Source organism: Pseudidiomarina tainanensis (assembly GCF_004214835.1).
In the GTDB taxonomy this organism is placed as follows: domain Bacteria; phylum Pseudomonadota; class Gammaproteobacteria; order Enterobacterales; family Alteromonadaceae; genus Pseudidiomarina; species Pseudidiomarina tainanensis.
Window position 1 is genome coordinate 520,177 of record NZ_PIQJ01000001.1, and the last position, 23,395, is coordinate 543,571.

General features: G+C 48.7%; 24 protein-coding genes. 14 read left to right on the forward strand and 10 right to left on the reverse strand.

Annotation, left to right across the window (positions count from 1 at the left end; genetic code table 11):
- Positions 1-60: 60 nt before the first annotated feature.
- Positions 61-999 (reverse strand): GTP cyclohydrolase FolE2, encoded by a 939-nt coding sequence (folE2, locus tag CWI82_RS02560; RefSeq protein WP_233340177.1) that lies wholly within the window; start codon positions 997-999, stop codon positions 61-63.
- A 140-nt stretch (positions 1,000-1,139) separates the two neighbouring features.
- On the opposite strand from folE2, the gene CWI82_RS02565 reads away from it, so the two are divergent.
- Entirely contained in the window at positions 1,140-1,496 is a 357-nt protein-coding gene (locus CWI82_RS02565; protein ID WP_130202563.1) for an Hpt domain-containing protein, read from the forward strand.
- On the opposite strand, the gene arcA is transcribed toward CWI82_RS02565, so the two are convergent.
- The 8 genes from arcA to mutH form a co-directional block, all read right to left on the reverse strand.
- A complete protein-coding gene (gene arcA / locus CWI82_RS02570) occupies positions 1,476-2,231 on the reverse strand; it encodes a two-component system response regulator ArcA (protein WP_092856363.1) in 756 nt (251 codons plus the stop codon). The genes CWI82_RS02565 and arcA overlap by 21 nt on opposite strands.
- A 109-nt stretch (positions 2,232-2,340) precedes the next feature.
- Positions 2,341-3,987: an ATP-binding protein gene (locus CWI82_RS02575; RefSeq protein ID WP_165383864.1), complete on the reverse strand. Its 1,647-nt coding sequence runs from the start codon at positions 3,985-3,987 to the stop codon at positions 2,341-2,343.
- A gap of 15 nt (positions 3,988-4,002) precedes the next feature.
- A complete protein-coding gene (locus CWI82_RS02580; protein ID WP_130202565.1) occupies positions 4,003-5,061 on the reverse strand; it encodes a class I SAM-dependent methyltransferase in 1,059 nt (352 codons plus the stop codon).
- 18 nt (positions 5,062-5,079) lie between these two features.
- Entirely contained in the window at positions 5,080-6,102 is a 1,023-nt protein-coding gene (locus CWI82_RS02585) for a succinylglutamate desuccinylase/aspartoacylase family protein (RefSeq protein ID WP_130202566.1), read from the reverse strand.
- Between the two features lie 152 nt (positions 6,103-6,254).
- A complete protein-coding gene (rimK, locus tag CWI82_RS02590; RefSeq protein ID WP_092856355.1) occupies positions 6,255-7,160 on the reverse strand; it encodes a 30S ribosomal protein S6--L-glutamate ligase in 906 nt (301 codons plus the stop codon).
- The gene (locus CWI82_RS02595; RefSeq protein WP_092856353.1) at positions 7,157-7,588 is read right to left on the reverse strand and encodes an ATP-dependent zinc protease family protein; all 432 of its coding nucleotides are present in this window, start codon (positions 7,586-7,588) and stop codon (positions 7,157-7,159) included. Before CWI82_RS02595 ends, rimK begins: the two co-directional genes overlap by 4 nt.
- 150 nt (positions 7,589-7,738) lie before the next feature.
- On the reverse strand, positions 7,739-8,425 hold the full coding sequence (locus CWI82_RS02600) for a DUF2982 domain-containing protein (protein ID WP_130202567.1): 687 nt from the start codon (positions 8,423-8,425) through the stop codon (positions 7,739-7,741).
- Complete coding sequence (mutH, locus tag CWI82_RS02605; protein ID WP_130202568.1) at positions 8,418-9,128, reverse strand: DNA mismatch repair endonuclease MutH; 711 nt, start codon at positions 9,126-9,128, stop codon at positions 8,418-8,420. Before mutH ends, CWI82_RS02600 begins: the two co-directional genes overlap by 8 nt.
- A gap of 57 nt (positions 9,129-9,185) precedes the next feature.
- On the opposite strand from mutH, the gene rppH reads away from it, so the two are divergent.
- From rppH to tcdA, 10 genes are all read left to right on the forward strand, one after another.
- Positions 9,186-9,701: an RNA pyrophosphohydrolase gene (rppH, locus tag CWI82_RS02610; protein WP_092856347.1), complete on the forward strand. Its 516-nt coding sequence runs from the start codon at positions 9,186-9,188 to the stop codon at positions 9,699-9,701.
- A gap of 30 nt (positions 9,702-9,731) precedes the next feature.
- Entirely contained in the window at positions 9,732-12,005 is a 2,274-nt protein-coding gene (gene ptsP / locus CWI82_RS02615; RefSeq protein WP_130202569.1) for a phosphoenolpyruvate--protein phosphotransferase, read from the forward strand.
- A gap of 9 nt (positions 12,006-12,014) precedes the next feature.
- Positions 12,015-12,806 carry a sulfite exporter TauE/SafE family protein gene (locus CWI82_RS02620; RefSeq protein WP_092856343.1) on the forward strand — a complete coding sequence of 264 codons (792 nt, stop codon included), beginning with the start codon at positions 12,015-12,017 and terminating at the stop codon, positions 12,804-12,806.
- Between the two features lie 3 nt (positions 12,807-12,809).
- Complete coding sequence (gene lgt, locus CWI82_RS02625; RefSeq protein ID WP_233340178.1) at positions 12,810-13,640, forward strand: prolipoprotein diacylglyceryl transferase; 831 nt, start codon at positions 12,810-12,812, stop codon at positions 13,638-13,640.
- Positions 13,637-14,488, forward strand: a complete 852-nt coding sequence (locus CWI82_RS02630) for a thymidylate synthase (protein WP_092856341.1) — start codon at positions 13,637-13,639, stop codon at positions 14,486-14,488. Before lgt ends, CWI82_RS02630 begins: the two co-directional genes overlap by 4 nt.
- Positions 14,489-14,965: 477 nt before the next feature.
- The gene (locus tag CWI82_RS02635; RefSeq protein ID WP_092856339.1) at positions 14,966-15,292 is read left to right on the forward strand and encodes a helix-turn-helix transcriptional regulator; all 327 of its coding nucleotides are present in this window, start codon (positions 14,966-14,968) and stop codon (positions 15,290-15,292) included.
- Positions 15,286-16,602 (forward strand): type II toxin-antitoxin system HipA family toxin, encoded by a 1,317-nt coding sequence (locus CWI82_RS02640; protein WP_130202570.1) that lies wholly within the window; start codon positions 15,286-15,288, stop codon positions 16,600-16,602. The genes CWI82_RS02635 and CWI82_RS02640 overlap by 7 nt, the downstream gene beginning before the upstream one ends.
- 101 nt (positions 16,603-16,703) lie before the next feature.
- Positions 16,704-18,515, forward strand: coding sequence for a hypothetical protein (locus tag CWI82_RS02645; protein WP_130202571.1), 1,812 nt, complete (start codon positions 16,704-16,706; stop codon positions 18,513-18,515).
- A gap of 17 nt (positions 18,516-18,532) precedes the next feature.
- Positions 18,533-18,919 (forward strand): SH3 domain-containing protein, encoded by a 387-nt coding sequence (locus CWI82_RS02650; RefSeq protein WP_165383865.1) that lies wholly within the window; start codon positions 18,533-18,535, stop codon positions 18,917-18,919.
- A gap of 80 nt (positions 18,920-18,999) precedes the next feature.
- Entirely contained in the window at positions 19,000-19,758 is a 759-nt protein-coding gene (tcdA, locus tag CWI82_RS02655; RefSeq protein WP_130202573.1) for a tRNA cyclic N6-threonylcarbamoyladenosine(37) synthase TcdA, read from the forward strand.
- A 34-nt stretch (positions 19,759-19,792) separates the two neighbouring features.
- On the opposite strand, the gene CWI82_RS02660 is transcribed toward tcdA, so the two are convergent.
- Positions 19,793-20,188 (reverse strand): SufE family protein, encoded by a 396-nt coding sequence (locus CWI82_RS02660; protein ID WP_130202574.1) that lies wholly within the window; start codon positions 20,186-20,188, stop codon positions 19,793-19,795.
- A gap of 141 nt (positions 20,189-20,329) precedes the next feature.
- Here CWI82_RS02660 and CWI82_RS02665 point away from each other — a divergent pair, with 141 nt between their 5' ends.
- From CWI82_RS02665 to CWI82_RS02675, 3 genes are all read left to right on the forward strand, one after another.
- Complete coding sequence (locus CWI82_RS02665) at positions 20,330-21,079, forward strand: electron transfer flavoprotein subunit beta/FixA family protein (protein ID WP_130202575.1); 750 nt, start codon at positions 20,330-20,332, stop codon at positions 21,077-21,079.
- Positions 21,076-22,005 (forward strand): electron transfer flavoprotein subunit alpha/FixB family protein, encoded by a 930-nt coding sequence (locus tag CWI82_RS02670; protein ID WP_130202576.1) that lies wholly within the window; start codon positions 21,076-21,078, stop codon positions 22,003-22,005. Before CWI82_RS02665 ends, CWI82_RS02670 begins: the two co-directional genes overlap by 4 nt.
- 273 nt (positions 22,006-22,278) lie before the next feature.
- Positions 22,279-23,154 carry a hypothetical protein gene (locus tag CWI82_RS02675; protein WP_130202577.1) on the forward strand — a complete coding sequence of 292 codons (876 nt, stop codon included), beginning with the start codon at positions 22,279-22,281 and terminating at the stop codon, positions 23,152-23,154.
- The last annotated feature ends 241 nt before the right edge of the window (positions 23,155-23,395 follow it).

The following is a 23,395-nucleotide window of genomic DNA, read 5'->3' on the forward strand; positions in this document are numbered from 1 at the left end:
AAAACAAAAAAATCCGGCCGCAAAGTATACCGCAGCCGGATTAGTAGGTCGATAAATTGGTTAAGCTTTGTAACCGCCAGGAACGCCCTTGGTGGTGATACTGACCGCATCATGTGCGTGGAGTGATTCGTAGTGATTTACACGAACCCAGAAGTCAGAGAATTGCGCCTGTAAATTCAATGCGTGCTGTAAGCGACGCGCAGCGTCCTCACAGAACATCAAGTTTTGTCCGTTGAGGCGTGCAAATTCTTGCTCGTCTTCGCGTTTTACGGCAGCTTGTACCGGCGTCTTCAACGCATCTTCAATGGCATCAATTAGGGCAATAATCGGCAATTCACTCACGTTATCACCCATGATGACCTTCACTTGCGCAATGGAGCGCTGGCTGTGTGGCGTTGCCACGATACCTTGTGTGGTACCCAACCAACGGTGCACTAATTCGGCATCAACTTCAGCATCAGTGCCAAACTGGTTGGCAAACGCATCTTGAATCAACTGACGGGCAAGCGCCGCTGAGCATGGACAAGTGCTTGAATACGGTACTTCAACACCGAGTTCGAGGTTCAACTTGCCGCTGTCGTAACGACCAGTTACCGTCACCGGATACGCTTTCCAGCCCTGTTTTTTGCTGATCAACGACTTACGGCGCAAATGGTAATCGAAACTAAATTTCACGTAAGCTTGATCTGCAAGCCCATCGTGACTATCTATAAAGTCATGCAATAATTTACCGAGTGAGTGATGGCTCAATACATCATTGTTTGATAGATCTTCCAACAATAGATACAAGCGAGACATATGTATGCCTTTCGCTTTCGGATCGGTAAGATTGACGAATGCATCAACATGCGCACTGACTGGGCGCTCAGGTTCTTGTGCAGCACCGACTACCAGAGGCATCTCGATATTGCTCATGCCGACCCAATCGAGTTTGCCCTCGGTTTGTGCGCGAGTTTGATTGGCGATGTCTGGCATCATTGTTGGTGTAGCTGTTGGCATGCTTGTACGGCTCCAAACGTTAAAAATACTGATCCCTGCGAAAGGGGGCGATAGTATACAAGAATTATGCTCAATACGGTAGTTTGCCAGATTGGGTTTATAACCGAAGGAAAAGTTTTCGATTAGGTGAATCGAAAAATATGGATAAGGAAACCACGATGTTGGATGAAAAATTATTAGAGCAGTACCACGAGCTACTCGGAAATGAAGGTGTACACGAAATGTACGATACCTTCAGTGACAACATTGCCGGTTATTTAGACCACCTTCAACATCTCGTAAAAAAGCGTGACGAAATAGAAACACGTCGGCAAGCTCATAAAGTGAAAGGCGCCTGTCGCGCTGTTGGGTTACGTCAATTAGCAAGTCAAATGGAGCGCTTAGAACGCGAAGATTGGCACTGGGATGATGCAGATGATTTGCTGGAGCAGTGGGCGATTGAATTGCCACTGCACCAGCATCAATTACGTCGCTGGTTACATGCTCGGGGCATTTAACGACGGTTGCTCAAGGTGCTGAATTGAAACATCACCAATGAAGCGATAGCCTTCACCATGAATGGTGGTAATCAGATTTGGTGAATCAGGTTGTGCTTCGAAATGACGACGGATGCGACGAATGGCAACATCAACGGTGCGGTCATTCGGGCGCAATTCACGGTCGAGCATTTTCTTCACTAAGGTTTCACGGTCAAGGATTTTACCTGGGTTAGTCAGGAATAATTCCATCGCGCGATATTCACTTTTTGGTAAACGGAACATTTTACCGTCTGGTGAGAATAAGCAGCGACTGTCGCTCTCTAAACGCCAGCCATTGAATTCATACACCACACTGTCATGACCAACGTTTTTCTGCTGGCTCTTCAGTGCTTCGATTCGACGATACAAGTTGCGCACGCGAATAATTAGTTCTTTCGGATTGTAAGGCTTGATGAGGTAATCATCAGCGCCCAGTTCCAAGGCGAGTAAGCGATCTTCCTCAGCATCGCGACCAGTCAGGAATACTAAGCCAATGTTGTCGTTCTCGCGTAACTTTTCAGCAAGTTCGATACCGCTTTTACCGGGTAAGTTGACATCCATAATCACGAGGTCAATTTGCTGGCGAGCCATAATGCGTTGCATTTGCATGCCATCGGCAGCATCAAACACGTCATAGCCTTCTTGCTGAAATAGGCGAGTTAGCGTATTTCGTGTGACAACTTCATCTTCAACGATTAGTAATCTGGCGCTCATAGAGGGTTCCAAGAATCTGTTAACATGTGTTGAAATTTGGTAATGAAATATAGTGTAGCATGCGATTTTATATATAGCTTCATAATCATGCAACTATTCTTACAAAAGTTTACTTGCTTGGTGCGACTTGTCTTACCGGCACGCTAATATGGAACTCGGTACCGCGCTGTGACGGGCTGGCTAGGCTGATTTGGCCTTGTAACGCATGAACCACCAAGTTATATACCAAGTGCAAACCAAGACCTGCGGCTCCGTGGCTACGTTTCGTTGTTACGAAGGGGTCGAACACCACTTTCAGCAATTCATTTGGAATACCATCCCCGTTGTCATAATAATTCAACTCGAGTTCACCGCGTTCAGCATCGTCTTCGAGGGCGTGATAGCGAAACTCAAATTTAATGCTCGGCTTCACGGTATGCGCGAATGCATGTTGTAATGCGTTTTGAACCAGTTGATTGATCACTTGATTAAGCGGACCCGGTCGCACATTCACTGTAAGATCTTCTGGGAATTCAGCGCTCAGTTGAATCTGCGCCAACTCGGGATGACGACTGCGCAAACTTTGCTCGATATCATCCCAGAATTTAGCAATCTGTACGGGACGATCTTCATCACTGAACTGATCCATCGATAACTTACTAAAGTTACTGATTAAGTCAGCGGTACGGCGAATATTACGACTAATCAGCGCTAAGTTTTCATCAAAGGATGTCATGTAACGCTGAAACTCCTGACTGGTCAGCTTCTTCTCCGCAAACTTCTGTTTCATCGAGACCAAGTTATCTTGCAGAATCGATGTTGACGTCACCGCCAAACCAACCGGAGTATTTACTTCGTGCGCCACACCAGAAACCAGCTTGGCTAAACTTTGCATTTTTTCCGCTTGCACCAATTCATTTTGATATTGGTGCGCGGTGGCAAGCGCTTGCTGCAATTCTTGGTTGGACTCAAATAGCATTTGTGTCCGTTGTTTCACTTGCAGCTCAAGTTCAGCATTCAAGTCACTGGCTTGGCGCTCAGCTTGTTCTTGGCGCTTGATATGTTGCTGAATACGGCTCAAGAGAGAGTTAAACGCAATAGCCACACGATCGAGCTCTTGCAGTTCAAATTCGTGCAGTGCCGTGCCATATTTTTTATCGCGGGCGATATCTTGAATACTCTCAACCATCTCATCGAGGGGTTGCGTGATAATACGCCGCAGCCACAGTGACATCAGCCAACTTAAAATTAAACTCGCCGTTGTAATTGCCGCACTAATAGCCAGCGAGAACAACTGTGCTTGGTCATAATCTTCACGTGATGTGCGGATGTAGACATAGCCTTGCAGCGAATCTTCAACCATCAATGGGCGTGCAGTTTCCACATAGGTGTCCGTAAAGCGCGCTTGAGTTAGTGTGCGTGCACGTTCAAAACGCACCGGAATAGAAGCTTCTTGCTCAGCGTAGTAACTGGCGAAGAAACTTAGTGAGTCACTGTCTGGGTCGTGACGGTATAGGTGAATATGTTTGATTAATGGCGAGCTTTGAAATGAGCGCAGCCAGCGCTCCGCCGAGTCGGCTTGATTGTAAACCATGAAAGCGTTTGCGTTGCCCGCAATAAAGCTTGCAACTTCGTCGGTTTGACGAAGTAAGCGCTGATGGGTATCGAGAATGAAGTTAAAGCTCAGGACAATACACGCCAACGCCACCGAGATAGTCGTAATTAAAATGACTAAGCTGGTGACGCTGCGTTTGATTGAACTGACTTTAAACGTCATCGTAGCCATACCTCGTCAGCGTCGCTTGGTATGGTTTTTTGTCGTGCTTTTCTTCGTCGCACGATAAACCGCAAACTTGTTATCTTCGGCCACACGCTCGCAGTGACCAAATGCTTGTTCGATGAGCTCTGGCCATGGCAGGAAGCGATTCGCAACCAACCAGAGCTCACCATGCCCATACAAATGGTCATAGACTTGCCGTAAAAACTGCTTACCAATTTCATAATCAGTTGCAATGCCGGTATGAAACGGCGGGTGACTCACCACGTAATTAAATTGCCCTAATGCTTTGTCGAGGCCGTCGCTGGCAAGGCATGAACCATCCAACCCGTTGAGTTCAAGGGTACGTTCAGTTGCCCGTAGGGCTAGTGCACTCACGTCCAAATAAGTGATTTCTAGGGCTGGCGATTGCCGATTAAGCCAAGCACCGAGAACGCCATGTCCACAGGCAAAGTCGAGTACCTTACCTTGTGACCACACTGGCAGGTGCTGTAGTAAAATTGCGCTACCGGTATCAATACTTGGGAACGCAAATACGCCCGGTAAACTGGCTAATTTCAACGGCGAGCTTCGTTGTGGCTGGTCTAACTCCACGTAAGCAAAATGGTCCTCAACGTTAAAATGCTCAGCGTGCTGATTCACACTGGTTCTTAACAGCAGGGAATGATTCCCCACGGCCATTTTTTGCGCCGGTGCTACCGTATCTGGAAATTGCTTATGAATGCTCTTTATGCCACCGCGATTATCGCCAACCAACCAAATGGTTGCACCTTCGGGTAACACATGACGCAGTGCTTCGAGCACATATAGAGTGAGTTGCTTTTCTTTCGGTAACCAAACGAGTGCAGCTTTAGCAGAGCCGGCTTGCGGGGCGTCAGCACCAAAATGGTGCAAAATTTCGGGCGCTTGGCGTTGCCACTTCTGCGCGTAACCAGCGTGCCATTGCCAGCAACTAACCACCGGTAATAACTGGGCTAACTCCGCATCAGGAGCGTTAACAACCAGCAACGGCTCATCTTCGAGTCGAGTTTGCTGGCGCAGAACAAGTTGTGAAGGTGGACTCAAATGCTTCAATATGTGCTTCTCTAAACGTTATATTGGTTTCTGATCGTACGCTTCCACGAAAACATCAACGTTTTCGCTGGCGTGCTCAATGCGCTCACCATCAAATTGTGCCACATTGAACAAAGCTTCGCCTTCGTTGGCAACCGGAATGTTGCTAATGCCAATTACAATACCATGGTATGGGCTTTTAATCGCATGCAGATCATCTCCATGCGGGTTCACTGTTTGCGCAACAACTTGCCCCTTATTAATGGTCTGCCCAAGCTCTACTTTGGGTACCACTAAACCATCATATTCGTTGCGGATCCAAGCGCTACGATGCGCCACAACCGGCTTCACTTTCTTGCGACTACGCCGGCCCTTCAACATTTTCAGGCTTTTCATCACATTTTGTACGCCAGTAACGCCGGCTTTAATAGCAGCATAATCGAAACGCAGCGCTTCGCCGGCTTCATAAAGAATCAGCGGAATACCCAATTCAGACGCCAACGAGCGTAACGAGCCATCGCGCTCCTTACTATGCAAAATAACCGGGGTACCGAACGCTTCAGCCATTTCTAGCGCATCGCCATTATCGGTATCAACCCGAATCTGCGGCAAATTACTGCGATGAATAGCACCGGTATGCAAATCGATAATGTGCGTGGCATTTTGCACCAAACTTTCGTTGAACAAGTGCGCCAAACGGCTACCCAATGCACCTCGTTCAGAGCCTGGGAAGCATCGATTAAGATCACGTCTATCGGGTAAATAGCGCGATTGCTGAATAAACCCAAACACATTCACAATCGGCACAATAATCACCGTACCTGCCAACTGCAACGGATCCAGCTCACCCATTAAGCGCCGACACACTTCAATACCATTAAGTTCGTCGCCGTGAATCGCCGCACAGACCAGCAACCTCGGGCCAGGCTTCACTCCATGAAATACTTCGGCGTGCAAGTCCATCGGTGTATCGTTATACAACCGCGCAGCAGGTATTTTGACGCTGTGCCGCGAGCCAGGAGCAATGCGCTGGTTGGCTAACTGAAAAGATTTATGCTTCATAAAATTCGTTCGCTACGCTCTTCGTTGTTCGTGCGCTTCGCTGTTCGTCCGTTCGGCTTCGCCTTACTAATCGATGTTAACTTCGAACAGCGCGAAGAGCGCACGAACAGAGAACGAAGTGAACGCACGAATAACGAATAACGCTTTTGGTGTTAGCCCTTACCCTTGGTTCTGGTTTTATTCGCTTTTGCGTTCTTTTCAATGAAGCTGATTATTTGATCAGCCACATCCTTGCCAGTCGCGCCCTCAATACCTTCGAGGCCTGGCGATGAGTTGACTTCCATCACGAGTGGGCCATGGTTGGAGCGCAAGATATCTACACCAGCAACATTCAGGCCCATTGTTTTGGCGGCTTTCACTGCGGTTGCGCGCTCAGCTGGTGTTAATTTTACTAGGCTAGCTGAACCACCACGGTGCAAGTTTGAGCGGAATTCGCCAGGCTTAGCTTGGCGTTTCATGGCCGCTATAACTTTATCGCCAATCACGAAGCAGCGGATATCGGCGCCGCCAGCTTCTTTAATGTATTCCTGCACCATGATGTGCGATTCCAGCCCCATAAAGGCTTCGATAACACTCTCCGCTGCTTGGCGCGTTTCGGCAAGTACCACGCCAATACCTTGGGTACCTTCGAGTAGTTTGATAACCAGCGGTGCGCCGCCGACCATCTCAATCAAATCGGGGATATCTTGCGGCTGACTTGCAAAACCAGTCGTTGGTAAGCCAATGCCTTTGCGACTCAGCAACTGCAGTGAGCGCAATTTATCGCGGCTACGTGAAATGGCTACAGATTCATTTAACGGATACGTGCCAATCATTTCAAATTGGCGCAGCACAGCAGTACCGAAGAAGGTAATCGATGCACCGATACGTGGAATAATCGCATCGTATTGCGGCAGATCTTTACCTTTCATGTGAATGGAGCTTTCGCGGGCGTTGATATTCATGTAGCAGCGTAGCGGATCGAGCACATCAACAATATGCCCTCGCGCTTCGCCAGCCTCCACTAAGCGGCGGGTTGAATAAAGACGCGGGTTTCGCGATAAAATTGCAATTCTCATGCGGTAGCTCCAGGCTGGCCGAGTAAATAAGATTTGTCAGGGTCCACGACAAAGTGGCCGCGCATGGCTTGGCGCCCCAACAGCATACGAAATTTCATGGTGTCGCGGTTCGTCAACGTCAACTCAATCGGTTGCGAAAACTCACCTAAATGTAATGTCGATAGAATAACATATCGCAGCTCAGTATGACCTCCAGAATCTGTCACTTCGCGTTGATCGTGAATTTTCGCTTCACACATCAATTCACGGTCGCTGTGTTGTTCTGGATGCAACCAAATCCGTAACCAGTTCTCGCCATTGCGCTCAAACGGTTCAAGCTTAAAGGCATGCAAACAAGAGGTGCGTGCGCCGGTATCTACTTTCATTTTTAGGGCGTCGATGCCAAGCTCGGGGAGTGAACCCCATTCGCGCCAACCAAGTGTTTGCATAAAAAAACCCTTACTGATCAAAAGCGTTGTTCGTTATTCGTACGCTTCGCTGTTCGTCCGCGCTACGCGCTGTTCGACAATAATAACCGCGAACAGAGAGGCGCAGCCGAACGGACGAACAGTGAACGAAGTGAACGCACGAATAACGAATCACGTTCTTGTGTTTTTCAACTGTTGTAACCACGTGATGAATTCTTCCGGGGGGCGATCAAGCGCCGTCGCCGAAACAAACAAATCATAACCTAATAATTCGCGAAAGTGTTCACATCTTACCGCGAACATCGCTTGTACGCCGCGATACTCTGTACCCGACGCGCCCTTATAACGGTCTGGAACTTCGAAATATGGCGAGTACTCACGTAAATCTGGTCGCTCATGACGCAGGGCGGCAATCAATAAATGCCGTTGTTCGCTGAGTAAATACACGGCAAGCCGCGGGGTAATACTCTGCAGCACAGGTTCTATATCGTGCAGACGAAAACCAATATAAGGCATAGATTCGAGCTCAAGACCGCGATGCAATCGAGGGATATCAAAACGTAGAATATTATCCCACTGAATTTGCCAAGTTCCACGCCGGTGCAAATACGTGATTGCCTGTGGTGTGATGCTCATACTCACTGGGGGCTCAAAAATTTTGGCACTGCCTAAAAATATCAACACTGCACTCGTGATAAATAGCAACCCATATGCGGCAGCAATAATGGGGGTGTCGGTAAGCCATAAAAACATGGTTACGGCAAAAATGACCACGCCAAGCGCATTAAATCCGAACCCATGCGCGCGGGCGAGCGGCTGCACATAAACAATGCGTTCGGGTGTCGACGTATCAGTCATAGGCACGAGCCGGATCGGACAAACCAAACGTCTCGCGAATGATTTGACCGGTAAATTGGGTTTTTAGATAAAAGCCGCGTGGCAAGGTTTGAATGACCGCACCGTTCGCACCAATGGCTTCAGTTAGCACACGGCTATTGGCTGCTTTCGGACGTAATTGCAATACTTCGCCCTGGTGTGCAGTAATCGATTCCACTTCACCCAGTGCAATTTTGTCCATATGCTCTTGCCAGTCCGCGCGCAATTGCGCTTCTTGCTTGGTATTGGGTTGCCACAAAAAGGCGGTACCAATGGTGCGTTCCGCTAATGGCACCTCGCGGCGGCCATCGATGGGAATCCAAAGTACACACTGCAACTTGTTGCGTACGTTACTGGTCTCCCAAGTTAACTGATGCACATCAATGAGCGGGGTGGTGCACACAAAGGTTGTTTCGAGCGGTTTGCCCTGGGCATCAAGCGGAATAGTTTTTAGTTCCACACCGAGTTCGGGGAAGTCTTGTAATGCTTGTGAACCGGCGCTGGCGCCGAGCGCAGCTTCGAGAAGTTGTCCAACCCAACCCTTGTTGCGGCGCAGATCATTAGGCACGGTCATGCCCAGTTGCGTCGCCAACTCTGCAAAACTAAGCCCAGCGAGCGCGCTGGCCTGATCAAAGAGCTGTTTGAGTTGCACAATTACCTCGTCTAAACGGATTAATCCTTTCATTCATGCCGCGATTATGGAAAAATCCAAGCCATATGTCGAATTTATGAGGGCGCTCGCGTGATAGACGCAGAAGGATTTCGCGCCAATGTAGGAATCATTATCTGCAACGAGCAGGGACAAGTCTTTTGGGCGCGTCGATTCGGGCAACATAGCTGGCAATTTCCGCAAGGTGGTATTGATGATGGCGAAACGCCTGAACAAGCTATGTACCGTGAACTCTGGGAAGAGGTAGGGCTTAAGCCCGAGCAAGTCGAAATTGTTTATACCAGTCGCAATTGGTTTCGTTACCGACTGCCAAAGCGTTTGGTACGACGCGAACAACGACCAACCTGTATTGGTCAAAAGCAGAAATGGTTTTTACTGCGGTTAAAATGCAACGAGAGCGATGTGAACGTCATGCAGTCGTCACATCCTGAGTTTGATGATTGGCGGTGGGTAAGTTTTTGGTACCCTGTGCGGCAAGTTGTGTCGTTCAAACGAGAAGTTTATCGACGGGTTCTAAAAGAGTTTTCTGCCGTTGTGATGAACGCAATGCCACGCCGTTCAAAGCCACCGCGCCGCCGTCGTTCTTAAACAAACCGTTGGTGATCTACAAGGCAGCCTATGCTTCGAGTACTACAACGCATCGTTGAAGCTGTGAATCAAGCGCCAGATTTCGAGCTGGCGCTACAAACCATGGTGCGCCAAGTTAAAGAAGCCCTGCACACTGACTCCTGTACCGTCTATCTTGCTGATCACGAACAACATCAATTTGCCCTAGCGGCAACTGATGGCCTAGAAATTCGCTCCGATAAACCGATTCATGTTCCTTTTGGTGAGGGTGTGATCAGCCTTGCCGCCTCGCGTGAAGAACCGTTGAATATTGCCAACGCGTCGGAGCACCCAGCTTTCTTACGCTTGGAACACGTGGTTGAAGATCGCTACAAAGCGATGCTGGCAGCGCCGGTGATTCATCGTCGCCGCGTGCTTGGTGTGCTGGCCGTGCAACAAGAGCAGGCACGAGCCTTCACCCGCGATGAAGAAGCCTTTGTGGTAACACTCGCAGCACAGTTAGCTGTGGTGATTGCTCACGCTGAGGCAAAAGGCTTGTTGAGAACCGCTAAGCAGTCCCCATGGTTACAGACAATTAAAGGATTACCTGCGGCACCGGGCGTTGCTATCGGTGAAGCGTTTGTAGTGAAACCACCGGCACGTCTTAGTGAAGTGACGCCCAAACGAAGTGATATGCCGGAACATGAAATCCGCGCATTTCGCGCCGCTGTTGCCCGCACTCGCCAAGAACTATTAACCATTAGCGATAGCATGAAAGGGCAGGTAGCCGAAGAGACGTTAGCGATTTTCGACGTCTACCACGCCATGATGGATTCGGCGAGCCTTGGTAAAGAGGTTGAGCAAACGATTAATGATGGCTGGCGCGCGCAAACGGCCTTAAAACTGGTGGTTGAGCAGTTGGTCAATCAGTTTGAGAACCTCGATGACGAATATATTCGTGAGCGCGCCAGTGATGTGCGTGATTTAGGGAATCGTATTCTCGCTCATTTGCAGAACCGCGAAGCGCGCAAATTTAATCCGCCGAAGCAGTGTATTTTGGTTGCTGATGAAGTCACCGCAACCATGTTAGCGGAGCTACCGCAGGCTGAAATTATTGGCATGGTATCGCTTCGCGGTTCGGGTAATTCTCATGCTGCTATTATGGCGCGTAGCATGGGTATTCCAGCCGTACTTGGGGTTGACGACATCGAGCTGAATGAAGTCAGTGGCGAAACACTGATTGTCGATGGCTACAACGGTGATGTCTTTGTTAACCCGCCATTACAGGTCGAAAATGAATATCGCCAACTTGCGGATGAAGAATTAGCGCTGCGGCAAAAAGTAATGCAGGCGCGTGACCTGCCAGCCGAAACTACCGATGGTGTGCGTGTTCAACTTAATTTGAATGTTGGCTTAAACACCGAGCGCGATTGGTTAAACGATTTGAACGTGCATGGCGTTGGGCTTTATCGTACCGAAATTCCGTTCATGATGCGTGAGCGCTTGCCAACAGAAGATGAACAAGAAGAATTGTACAGTGCGGTGCTCGAGCAGTTCCGCGGTGCACCGGTCGTTATGCGAACGCTCGATGTCGGCGGCGATAAGCCGTTGCCATATCTACCCATGGATGAAGAGAATCCATTTTTAGGCTGGCGCGGTATTCGGATGACACTTGATCATCCAGAAATTTTCTTGGTGCAAATTCGTGCCATGCTGCGGGCCTCTGTGGGGCGCAATAATTTACGTATTTTGCTACCGATGATCACCAGTGCGGAAGAAGTTGATGAAGCTGTTCGCATGATTCATCAGGCCTACCATGAAGTTGCCGAAGAATTGCAATGCAGCGTTGATGAGCAATTATTTGAGCCTCAAATTGGCGTAATGATCGAAGTACCTGCGTTGATTTATCAGTTACATTGTGTGGCCGATAAAGTCGATTTCTTTTCAGTGGGCACCAATGATTTAACCCAATACATGCTGGCAGTCGACCGTAACAATTCACGTGTAGCAAGCCTCTATGACGCGTTCCATCCGGCGGTATTGCACGCTTTGAAGCAAATTATTGAACGTTGCGATGAACTGAACAAGCCGGTGTCGGTATGTGGTGAGTTAGCCGGTGAACCAGGTGGTGCGTTGTTATTACTTGCTATGGGTTACCGCAATTTCAGCATGAATAGCTATAATATAGATCGTATCCGCTGGATTATTCGGCATATTGCCGCGGCGGATTTAGAGCAGGTTTTACAGCGCGCACTCGCCGCGCGTTCCCCGCAAGAAGTGAAACAACACGTTATCATGGCACTGGAAAACGCCGGCCTCGGCGGTTTTGTTCGTGCCGGTGGTTAAGGAGAAGCAGTGCTCTTAACGGGCTGGTTATGGTGTTTAGCCGGAGGCATGGTGGCAGGCTTACTTGCCGGCATGCTCGGCATTGGCGGCGGCCTTGTTATTGTTCCTTTACTCATCTATTTACTGCCGTTGCTGGGTGTCGCCCCCGATTTGGTGGTGCAAATGGCTGTGGCAACCTCGCTCGCAACCATCATCATGACGACCAGTAGTTCAGCGCGTTCTCACTTAAAGCATGGGCAAGTCAGTTTCTTTTGGGTACGCCGTTTAATTCCCGGGTTAATGGTAGGCGCCGTTTTGGGCGCTTGGCTGGCCACGTTAATCCACCCTGAGTGGCTGCAGCGTATCTTTGCCGGTGTGCTCATGTTGCTGTCGATTCGAATGTTGATTCCGCAACGCGGCGGTGAACCGCTTACCGACGTATCAAAGCGTTTGATGGCACTGATTAGCACCGCTATGGGTACTTTATCTGCGTTGGTAGGTATTGGTGGTGGATCGCTGACGGTACCGCTATTACAACGCTTAAGAGTTCCCATCCGTCAGGCAATTGCGGTATCCTCCATTGGTAGCTTGAGCATTGGTTTAAGCGCAGTTATCGCGTTTATCGTGCTAGGCCAACAACTTGAAGGCGCCGACGGGCTGCTCGGCTACGTGCATGTTAAGGCATGGATAGCGATATCAATTACCTCCATGCTGTGTGCACCGCTTGGCGCCAGTTTAACGCAGCGTCTTCCGGTGAAACATTTACAGCGCGGATTTGCGGTGTTCTTGGTTATTATTTCAATAAAACTAGCGATAGGATAATTCATGCAAACAGCGAATTTGTCAGCCGACTATATGGTGCATCCCAATATTGATCCGATTATTGTGAGCATCGGGCCGCTTGATTTGCGCTGGTATGGCTTAATGTATCTCGTTGGTTTTCTGTTTGCCTGGTGGTGGGGGAATCGTCAGTGTCGGATGCCACATTACGAGAACCAAGGCTGGACCGAGAAGCGCTTCAGCGATTTGTTATTTTGGGCGTTTATGGGTGTCATTTTGGGCGGCCGCATCGGTTATGTGCTGTTTTACCAATTTGAGTATTTCATCCAAAATCCACTTTATTTATTCGATATCACCAGCGGCGGCATGTCGTTTCATGGCGGTATGCTTGGTGTTATCGCGGTGCTTTGGATATTTGCGGCAAAGACGAAGCAATCGCTCCTTGCCGTCGGTGATTTCGTCGCCCCGCTGGTTCCAGTAGGTTTAGGCGCTGGTCGAATCGGTAATTTTATCAATGGTGAATTGTGGGGTCGTGTTACTGACGTTCCGTGGGCGATGATTTTCCCTGCAGCGGGGCCATTACCGCGCCATCCTTCACAGCTTTATCAAGCATTGCTTGAAGGGCTGGTGTTATTTATTGTATTGGCATTGTATAGCCGCAAACCGCGCCCAGTTGGCGCTATCGGTGGCTTATTCTTGATTGGCTATGGTTTGGCGCGTTTCGTGGTGGAATACGCCCGTGAACCTGACAGCCACTTGGGATTATTAACCTTCGGTTGGTCGATGGGGCAGTGGTTGTCCGCGCCGATGATTCTGGCGGGCGCCGTGTTAATATTGTTAGCGTATAAAAATAATAAAAACGGAGCGAAAGCGTGAAACAGTATCTCGAGTTATGCCAACGTATTGTCGATGAAGGCGTGTGGATTGAAAATGAGCGTACCGGCAAACGCTGCCTAACTGTGATTAACGCTGACCTTGAATATCGCGTCGACCGTAATGAGTTTCCGCTAATTACTACTCGTAAAAGCTATTGGAAAGCGGCGATTGCAGAACTACTCGGCTACATTCGCGGCTATTCAAATGCGGCAGACTTTCGCGCAATCGGCACACCCACTTGGGACGCGAACGCGAACTTAAACGAAGCTTGGTTAGCTAACCCGCACCGCAAAGGCGAAGACGACATGGGCCGTGTTTATGGCGTGCAAGGTCGAGCCTGGGCAAAGCCTGATGGCGGCGTCGTTGATCAACTACGTAAAGTGGTCGACAACCTGTCACGTGGCCTTGATGATCGCGGCGAAATTATTAGCTTCTATAACCCAGGCGAATTCCACATGGGCTGCCTGCGCCCATGCATGCACACCCACAACTTTTCACTGCTGGGCGATACCTTGTACTTAACTAGCTACCAGCGCTCATGCGATGTACCGCTGGGCCTTAACTTTAACCAAGTACAAGTGTTTACATTTTTAGCGCTCATGGCGCAAATCACCGGCCACAAAGCCGGCGTGGCTTACCATAAAATAGTCAACGCTCACATCTACGAAGACCAAGTAGAATTGATGCGCGACGTGCAGTTAAAGCGCGAGCCATACCCAGCGCCACAACTCGAAATCAACCCAGACATCAAAACTCTCGAAGACCTAGAGACCTGGGTCACCATGGACGACTTCGCCGTCCACAATTACAAACACCATCCACCAATTGCCTACCCATTCAGCGTGTAGCCCGGCGTCCCTGTGCAAGGCAAGGCCGGGTGGCGCGAAGCGCCGTGAATATCTGGGGCTAATAGTTAGCCGTTACTCGTTATTCGTTATTGGTTATTCGAAGAGAGCATTGTGTAACGACTCGGCATTGCAGCAAACCCCAGATCTTCTTAACACGAATAACCAAAGCGAGAGAAAGGTATGTATATATACCCTTTTCTCAAAAGCTGTCTTTTATCGAGTATTTATAATGTATCGAATAGGTAACTTTAATTGGTTTAAAATCAAATAAAGTGCCATTTTTGGCTCTTTAAACTAAATAATATCAAGCTTAATTAATTGCCTGTATGATTAATTTAATGTTCCATAAATTGAAATTTATATCAATTTAATTGGTTAATGTGCTAGTAAGTGCACTTTACTTTATTCCGTATAAGGTCTACGCTTTAACGATTAACCAATAACCAATAACGATTAACCAATAACGGACGTAAAGTCATGCTCTCACCGTCAGCCCAAGCCGAACAACTCGGCGAACGCCTCAAACAAGCGCGACTTAACGCGAATATTACCCAAGTAGAGCTTGCAGAGCAGGCGGGGGTATCACGTAAGATTGTGCTGAATGCTGAGAAAGGCCAAGCAACGCTTGAGAATTTTGTGGCATTAATGCAGGCACTCGAACTAACCGAGCAATTAAACAATTTCTTACCGCCACAGCCTATTTCGCCTGTGCAACTGAAAAAGCTGCAGGGAAAAAAGCGTCAACGCGCAACGGGTAGCCGTGGCAAAGAATATGACGACGAACTGGATGTTGACGCATGGTAATGGAAGTCATTGGCGTATGGTACCAAGACCACGAAGTCGGGGCATTAAGCTTCGATACCGAAAGAGGTGTCGGTGCGTTTGAATATACGCCAGACTTTCTAGCCAGTGGTATTGAGTTGGCACCGCTGAAAATGCCATTACGAAAACAAATTTATAGCTTCCCAGAGTTAAACTTTGAAACGTTTTACGGGCTTCCGGGATTAACGGCCGATTCATTGCCCGATGATTTTGGAAACGCAGTGCTCAATACCTGGGTTGCCAGCCAAGGCAGACAACCTAGCGATATTACGCCGTTGCAACGTTTGCAATATACCGGTAAGCGCGGCATGGGGGCGCTTGAATATCGACCGGCGACGCGACTGCGGGGGTTTGAAAAATCGCAAGACGTTGAGATCAAAGAGCTCATTAAAGTGGCGCAAGAAGTACTCAACAAGCGCTCACAATTTCACGTCGAACTTGACCCGAGCGGTAAAGCCGATCAAGAAGCCATGTTATCGCTACTTTCGGTTGGGATGAGTGCTGGTGGGGCAAGACCCAAGGCGGTACTCGCATTTAGTGGCGACTTCACTGAAGTCTGCTCAGGGCAAACTGACGCCCCTGAAGGTTTTGTGCATTACATCATGAAGTTTGATGGGGTGACTGAACGCAGTGTCCAACGTGAAACCTTCGACGACCCACAAGGCTTCGGTGCAATGGAGTACGTCTATTACCTCATGGCGCGTGAGTGCGGAATTGAGATGATGCCATGTCATTTGCTTGACGAAGGTGATCGGCGCCACTTCCTGACCCAACGTTTTGATCGGCGCGAAAACGAAAAGCTGCATGTGCAAACATTGACAGGTATCGCTCATGTCGACTTCAAAAAGCCGGGTAGTTTCTCGTACGCCGAGTTATTTGCCGTTGCTCGCCAATTAAAACTGAACGCGCACGAGGCAGAGCAGTTATTGCGCCGCATGATGTTTAATATTGTGGCTCGCAATCATGACGATCATGCGAAAAATTTCGCATTTCTATACCATCAAAACCGCTGGCAATTAGCACCTGCGTATGATGTCGCGTACAGCTACAAGCCCGGCAGTAAATGGGTCAATCAACATTGGATGCAACTGAATGGCAAACGTGAGGATTTCACCCGCACCGACTTGTACAGCCTCGAAAAAGTGAGTCCGCTATTTACTCGCAAGCGCATTGATAGAATTCTGGAGGAAACAACACAGGCGGTATCGCTGTGGCCAAAGCTCGCCAAAGAACAACTGGTACCCAACGATCTCATTAGCGAGATCGCGAACAACCATCGTCTCGACCTCTAATATCTAATATCTAATATCTAATATCGTCTTAGCCCTTATCTCTTGAAAAACAATTTGCTAACATCCAGCTAAGTTCATAATAACAACAATCGAGAGCTCGGATGTCAGCAATAGCTTGGATAGCTTTAGCAGTTTTATTGCTAGCAGTATTCTTTTTCTTTAAATCCCGCAAATTTCGAGGCTTTATCCTGCTAACGGTATTCGCCGCATTGCTCGGTATGCTCTTTGGTCCGCCGTCGTATGTTGTGCATACCGACTACACCACCACCTTACGTGATGATGCCAGTGGCACCCGATATCACTATGCGTGGGCAATCAATAAGTTAGCACCCACCGAGGCGAAACGGGCGAAGGTTGGGCTGTACAATCCAACAACCAAAGAGTTTCGACGTTTTAATGATGACTTAGCCAAAAGTGCAAACTTAGCTTTTGTACCGCCAACTGGTGCCAGCTGGCTATTGCATATTTGGTGGTGGATTTTCCCTGCAACCTATCTCGCGTTTTTCATTCAGCGTAAGTTCGGCGGGTTGTCGAATTTGGGTGGCGTCTTGTATTTTCCGCGTCGCAATCGACTGTGCCAAGAGCAGCTCGACATCGCGCGTGAGCACGGCACCGTTTGGGCTTATGAAAAGGCGCTTAAGTTTTGCCAAAGTTATCGCTGGCCGCCGCGAAAAATCGTAGAAATCATCCAGCACGAGCATCAAGCCATTTTCCAAACCTATCGTCAGCGTGTGCAAACACTGGAGCGGTTATATCGTAATGCCGGTAGTACCTTGCAACAACGTGATGCCAGCGCCTATCAGCGTTATAGCAAGCTGTATCTGGTTGCTAATTTTATGCAACTCATTAATCGTCAACTTTCGCAGCGCGAAACGCAACGAACAGCAGGGTTAGCGCTCGATATTCAGGTTCAAGAAGGTTGGTATAGCTATACTGGTCCAGATAATGAACTGACCAAATATGACAGTTTGAATGCACTTGAACGCGCAAAACTTGCTGAATTTGAGCAGCGCTGGGGTGCACTTGGCATCAATGCATTCACGCTGCGTGACGTTTCGGAAAGATATGCAAATGAACGCACTAGTTTTGCTGCGATTCGGCAACAGCTAGCGAAAGTTGACAGTGCCCAAGAATTTGTCAACGAGCAAATTGGCCAGTTTTTGGCATTCGTAGAGCAGTTATTGCACGGAACATTAACCGAGCAACAACAGCCAATAGTGCGACAATTGGCGCACTCTTATTTTATTCAACGGCTCTTTCAAGAAATCTCTGATCGGTCGCAAGATCATGTATTCCACCGTTCGTTTGCAAAACAATTACGTCACACCCTAGCGACAATTATGTCGGCGTACTTTCCCGAGGAAAGCAAAGGCGGGCAGGGTACGGCACTATTTAGTGATGCCGCACTCGCTAACTTTGAGCAACAACAGCTGCAGTTTCATTTATTGCCAGTTGGGCGCTTGACCTCTGGGGCCCCAACGATTGAAGCCACCGTATTCTATCGAGTTAATCAACAACAAGTCTGGCGTGCAGGGTTACGGCAACCGCAGTTACCGAGTAACTTCAAAGCAAGTGCCGACGCCTTTGGCCATATTAGTGCCACGGCGATGCTTCGTGACACCTTCAATACCCGCCAAAACCAGGTGCCACCATCACGTCAAAGCGTTTCAGAGCAAGTCAAACAAGATATTCTTGATGAGTTAAATGAGACCATGAAGGAGTTGGCGCAAGGAGCTGGCGAAGACCTTGCGTTGGAGCTCATTAATCAAATTATCGCCGGTAACGGTAGTAATGCGATTTTACAATTTGAAGCGGCCGTCGATAGCGAGATGAGTACGCTCGTATTTGAATCATTGGAGCACGCGGCGAGTTTATTGGAAGCTGGCTTGAGTTTATTTGGAGGCGATGACTAATGCGCGGAATAATGAACATGACATCTGCCATGGTATTGGCGATAGGCCTCATCGCAAGTGCACCGGCGGCTGCCCAAGACGGTTGGGGACGCAAACTCGGCGAGGTGCTTGGTGAGTTGCCTCTCGGTGATTACTACCGTTCACTAACAAGTTTTAATGACGTTCAATGGGTTACCAACGAGACACTCGTTGCCCAAGGCGTGATGTATCGTGTTGAGGCAAACAGCAACGTAAACGTGAGAGCTGGAACCTCGACACAAACGGCGGTGGTTGCCTCGGTGGGGCCCAATGAACATGTCGCCATATTAAAGAAAAAGCCGTTTGAAGCTTGGTTTTATGTTCGCTTGGCCAGTGGCACGGAAGGCTATATCCACGAGAGTCTATTGGTTCCAATCGACGCTTAAACGTGGTCGTCAGCGCGTGTGAAAATCGAGATAAAACTGGTAGAATGCCGCAGTTTTTCTTCAGCTGAGTTATCAAGGTCATGAGTAAAGAGCGATTTGCCGGTGTTCAACGTGTTTACGGAACCACCGCCGCGCAGTCATTTCAGCACCACCACGTTGCGGTAATTGGCCTCGGTGGCGTTGGTTCGTGGGCAGTAGAAGCGCTAGCGCGCTCGGGTATTGGTGCGCTCACTCTAATTGATCTTGATGATGTATGCGTAACCAATATCAACCGTCAGTTACCGGCTCTTAGCAGCACCATTGGTCAACTTAAAACCGAGGTATTAGCGGCGCGGGTAAAAGATATTAACCCTGATTGCGACGTGCGCGTCATTGATGATTTTCTTTCCGCAGATAATCTTAGCGAATATCTCGGCGAACCCGTCACCGCTGTGTTAGATGCAATTGATAGTGTGACTGTAAAAGCGGCATTGATTGCATGGTGTAAACGCCGGAAATTACCACTGGTAACTTGTGGTGGGGCTGGCGGGCAGGTTGATCCAAGCCAAGTGAAGTCGGCCGATTTAGCCAAAGCAACGCAAGACCCGCTATTAGCAAAAGTGCGTTCAATGCTACGTCGTGACTTTAATTTTTCGAAGAATCCTAAACGCTCGTTTGGCGTCACTGCCGTGTACTCAACCGAGCAATTGCGATATCCAACGGGTGATGGCGAATGGTCTCACGCCAAACCGGGTGCTGGCAGTATGCGCATGAATTGTGCCACAGGCTTCGGTGCCGCGATGCCTGTCACCGCCACCTTCGCCATGCACGCCACCGCACTCCTCCTGAAAAAATTGTAGCCCGGCGTTATACGCCGGGTGGCGCGCTGCGCCGTTATCTGCTTTTCAATTTAGCGATCACGTTACGCAAGCCATTGCGACGCGACGACGTGACAAAGTCAGCTAGGCCAAGCGCATCAAAGTGACCATCTAACGAGTAGTCAGCAACTTGTTTTGAGTTAGCTCCATGTAAGGCTTGTCGAATCACCATCAATAGCCCCAATACGGTACGTGACTCACTATCGATCGTTAACGCCAACTGGTCTTGAGACCATTGAACCTGCACCCAAACTCGCGCCTCGCAGCCAAACACCTCGCGCTCGTCGGTACGAAAGCCATCAGGTATCTCGGCTTGCTTCGCCAATTGCACCAAATAGCGCATACGATTTTCACGAGAACCAAGTTGCTCGCGCAGTGCCAACAGATCAGATTCGCTTAAAATGCCGTACATGTAATTCCTAGTGAAAAGGGTTAATTCGTCAGGTTAATCAATAAAAACGCCCGTAAGAGTACCATTTTTGTGCCGAAAAATGTTAATCTTGCTCGGTCTCAAATTCATTTGAACAGAACTTTAAACAACAGGAACGACAACATGAAAGTATTAGTGGCGGTCAAACGCGTCATTGATTACAACGTGAAAGTTCGCGTGAAAGCGGACCAATCAGACGTTGATCTGGCCAACGTAAAAATGGCCCTGAACCCGTTCTGTGAAATCGCTGTCGAGGAAGCAGTACGACTCAAAGAAAAAGGCATTGCCGAAGAAGTCGTGGTTGTGAGCATCGGCCCGAAAGCGGTGCAAGAACAGTTGCGTACAGCATTGGCTTTAGGTGCTGATCGCGCCATTCAAGTTGAAACTGACGAACTGCCAGATTCTCTTGCGGTAGCCAAATTGCTAAAAGGTGTGATGGAAAAAGAACAACCACAATTGGTTATTCTGGGTAAGCAAGCCATCGACTCTGACAACAATCAAACCGGTCAAATGCTGGGTGCGCTGACGGGCATGCCGCAAGGCACCTTCGCATCAAAAGTAGACGTTGCAGATGGCAGTGTGAATGTGACGCGTGAAGTTGACGGTGGTCTACAGACGGTGAAGCTGCAATTGCCAGCTATTGTCACCACCGATTTACGTTTGAACGAACCACGTTATGCGTCATTGCCGAACATCATGAAGGCGAAGAAGAAACCGCTTGATGTAACCACGCCAGATGAATTGGGCGTTAGCGTGACTCGTACTGTGAAATTGCTAAAAGTTGAACCGCCTGCAGAACGCAGCGCCGGTATCAAAGTAGCAGACGTCGCAGAATTGGTTGAAAAACTTCAAAATGAGGCAAAAGTGATATGAGCATTCTCGTTATTGCCGAACATGACAACGCACAACTCAATGGCGCTACGCTAAAAACTTTAGCTGCGGCGAAGCAAATTGGCGGTGACATTCACGTACTCGTTGCTGGCGCAGGTTGCCAAGCAGTCGCTGACGAAGTTGCCAAAGCCGACGGCGTAAGCAAAGTATTGCTCGCCGATAATGCAGCTTATGGCCACTTCTTAGCGGAAAACTTAGGTCAGCTGGTTGCTGATTTAGGAAAAGACTACGGGCACATATTGGCGCCAGCAACAACTACCGGCAAAAACTTCATGCCGCGTGTTGCTGCACTGCTTGATGTTGCGCAAATCTCGGACATTATCGCAGTAGAAAGCGCAGATACGTTCAAGCGCCCAATCTACGCCGGTAATGCTATCGCAACCGTGCAGTCTGAAGACGCCATCAAAGTGATCACCGTTCGTGCAACTGCATTTGATGCGGTCGCAGCTGAGGGCGGTAATGGCAGTGTTGAATCGATCGACAACGTCGTGAGTAATGATAAAGCTGAGTTTGTGGGCGAAGAACTTGCCCAATCCGAACGCCCAGATCTGACCGCAGCACGCGTCGTCATTTCAGGTGGTCGCGGCATGCAAAACGGTGAGAATTTCCACTTGCTTGAAAAAGTCGCTGATAAACTTGGCGCTGCAGTCGGTGCATCACGTGCCGCGGTTGACGCAGGTTTCGTACCAAACGACATGCAGGTTGGCCAAACCGGTAAAATCGTTGCCCCGGAGCTCTACATTGCTGTCGGCATCAGCGGTGCTATCCAGCATTTAGCCGGTATGAAAGACTCGAAAGTTATCGTGGCAATCAACAAAGATGAAGAAGCGCCAATCTTCCAAGTGGCAGATTATGGCTTAGTCGCTGATTTGTTCGATGTACTGCCAGAGCTAGAGCAAAAGCTTTAAAACGACAAAAGCGATATTGGCTATTGGATATTAGATATTAGCCCGATGATTCGGGCTTTATCTCATTCGCTCAACCATTAGCCAATACCCATCCCCTCAAATATCTAATATCCACCCTCTCTATATATCCAATATCCAATATCCAATAGCTAATATCGTCTTTGCGGTTTTTTAACTATGCAAAGTGCGTGGACAGTTCTCGAGACCGTTGCTATAACATTCGTATACGTCAATGATCATATATCAACGTTAATATTGAAGGATGCTCAAGGCATGAAAATAACACCAATAAAGTCTCTGACAGCATTAACCCTGACCACCGCCCTAACTTTAATCAATGCACCAGAAGCGCACGCCGAAACAATCGAAGTGCGCGGCCAAATCAACTTTGGCTATAGCCTCAATCCAGCTGGCGTCACGCAGTATGACGGCGGCGAATATGTCCTTGAAATTGTGCAAGGTGCGCAAATGCCGTTGGTTTATCAAGCCAGCACGTGGCGTCAGTACTCCGACGCTATCGAGCGCGTTTCCGTAAGCGTCTATGATAGTGCGGGCAATGCCTTAACCGTGCGTCAACCGCTCACTGCAAGTCAGCTCAATGCACCAACCACCAACACGCTATATTTCGATTATGGTAACCGTTCCAACTACACCAGTTGGGCAATGACCGGCTTCACCGAAGCGGGCTTTAACAGCCAGCTTAACCTCAATTTGCGCGGACCGCGTGATAGTTTGTTCGCATCAACGGCTGAGTTTCCACGTTTCGTAAACACTCCCCGGTACGTGAACGCTACTTTGTTTTCAAACGTGGAAACAGCCGATGGTGACGATGTGGTCTACATCTATGGGCCTGTCACGGAAGTGAATTACCTCACAGCGGATAGTGACGGTGACGGTATCAATGATGATGTGGACGCATGTCCAGCGTCTGATATGAGTCGCAGCGTTGTAGTCGGCGCCACCGATACTGGGGTGACGAACAGTGTCGATAGCGTCGGCTGCTCTGTGACTGACAAAGTACTGGCCTGCGACGCCGACGCGAAAAATCACGGTGATTATGTGTCCTGTGTGAGTCACTTGGCGAAGCAGTTGCGCACTGAGGGAGTGATTAGCAACCCAGATCACGGCGCACTCCTACGCCACCTTTGAATTCAAAAACGATATTAGCACTTGGATATTAGATATTAGCCCTGAAATGTCGGGCTCTATCTAATATCCAATATCCAATATCCAATATCCAATATCCAATATCGAACTTGCCATTCCAATATCCAATATCTAATAGCTAATATCGACTTTGTTTTTTTCCTAACGAATCACTTGCATATTTGTAACTCATCGGACATGATTGAACCTATAACATCCTAATCGGATTAGGTGGCTAACATGA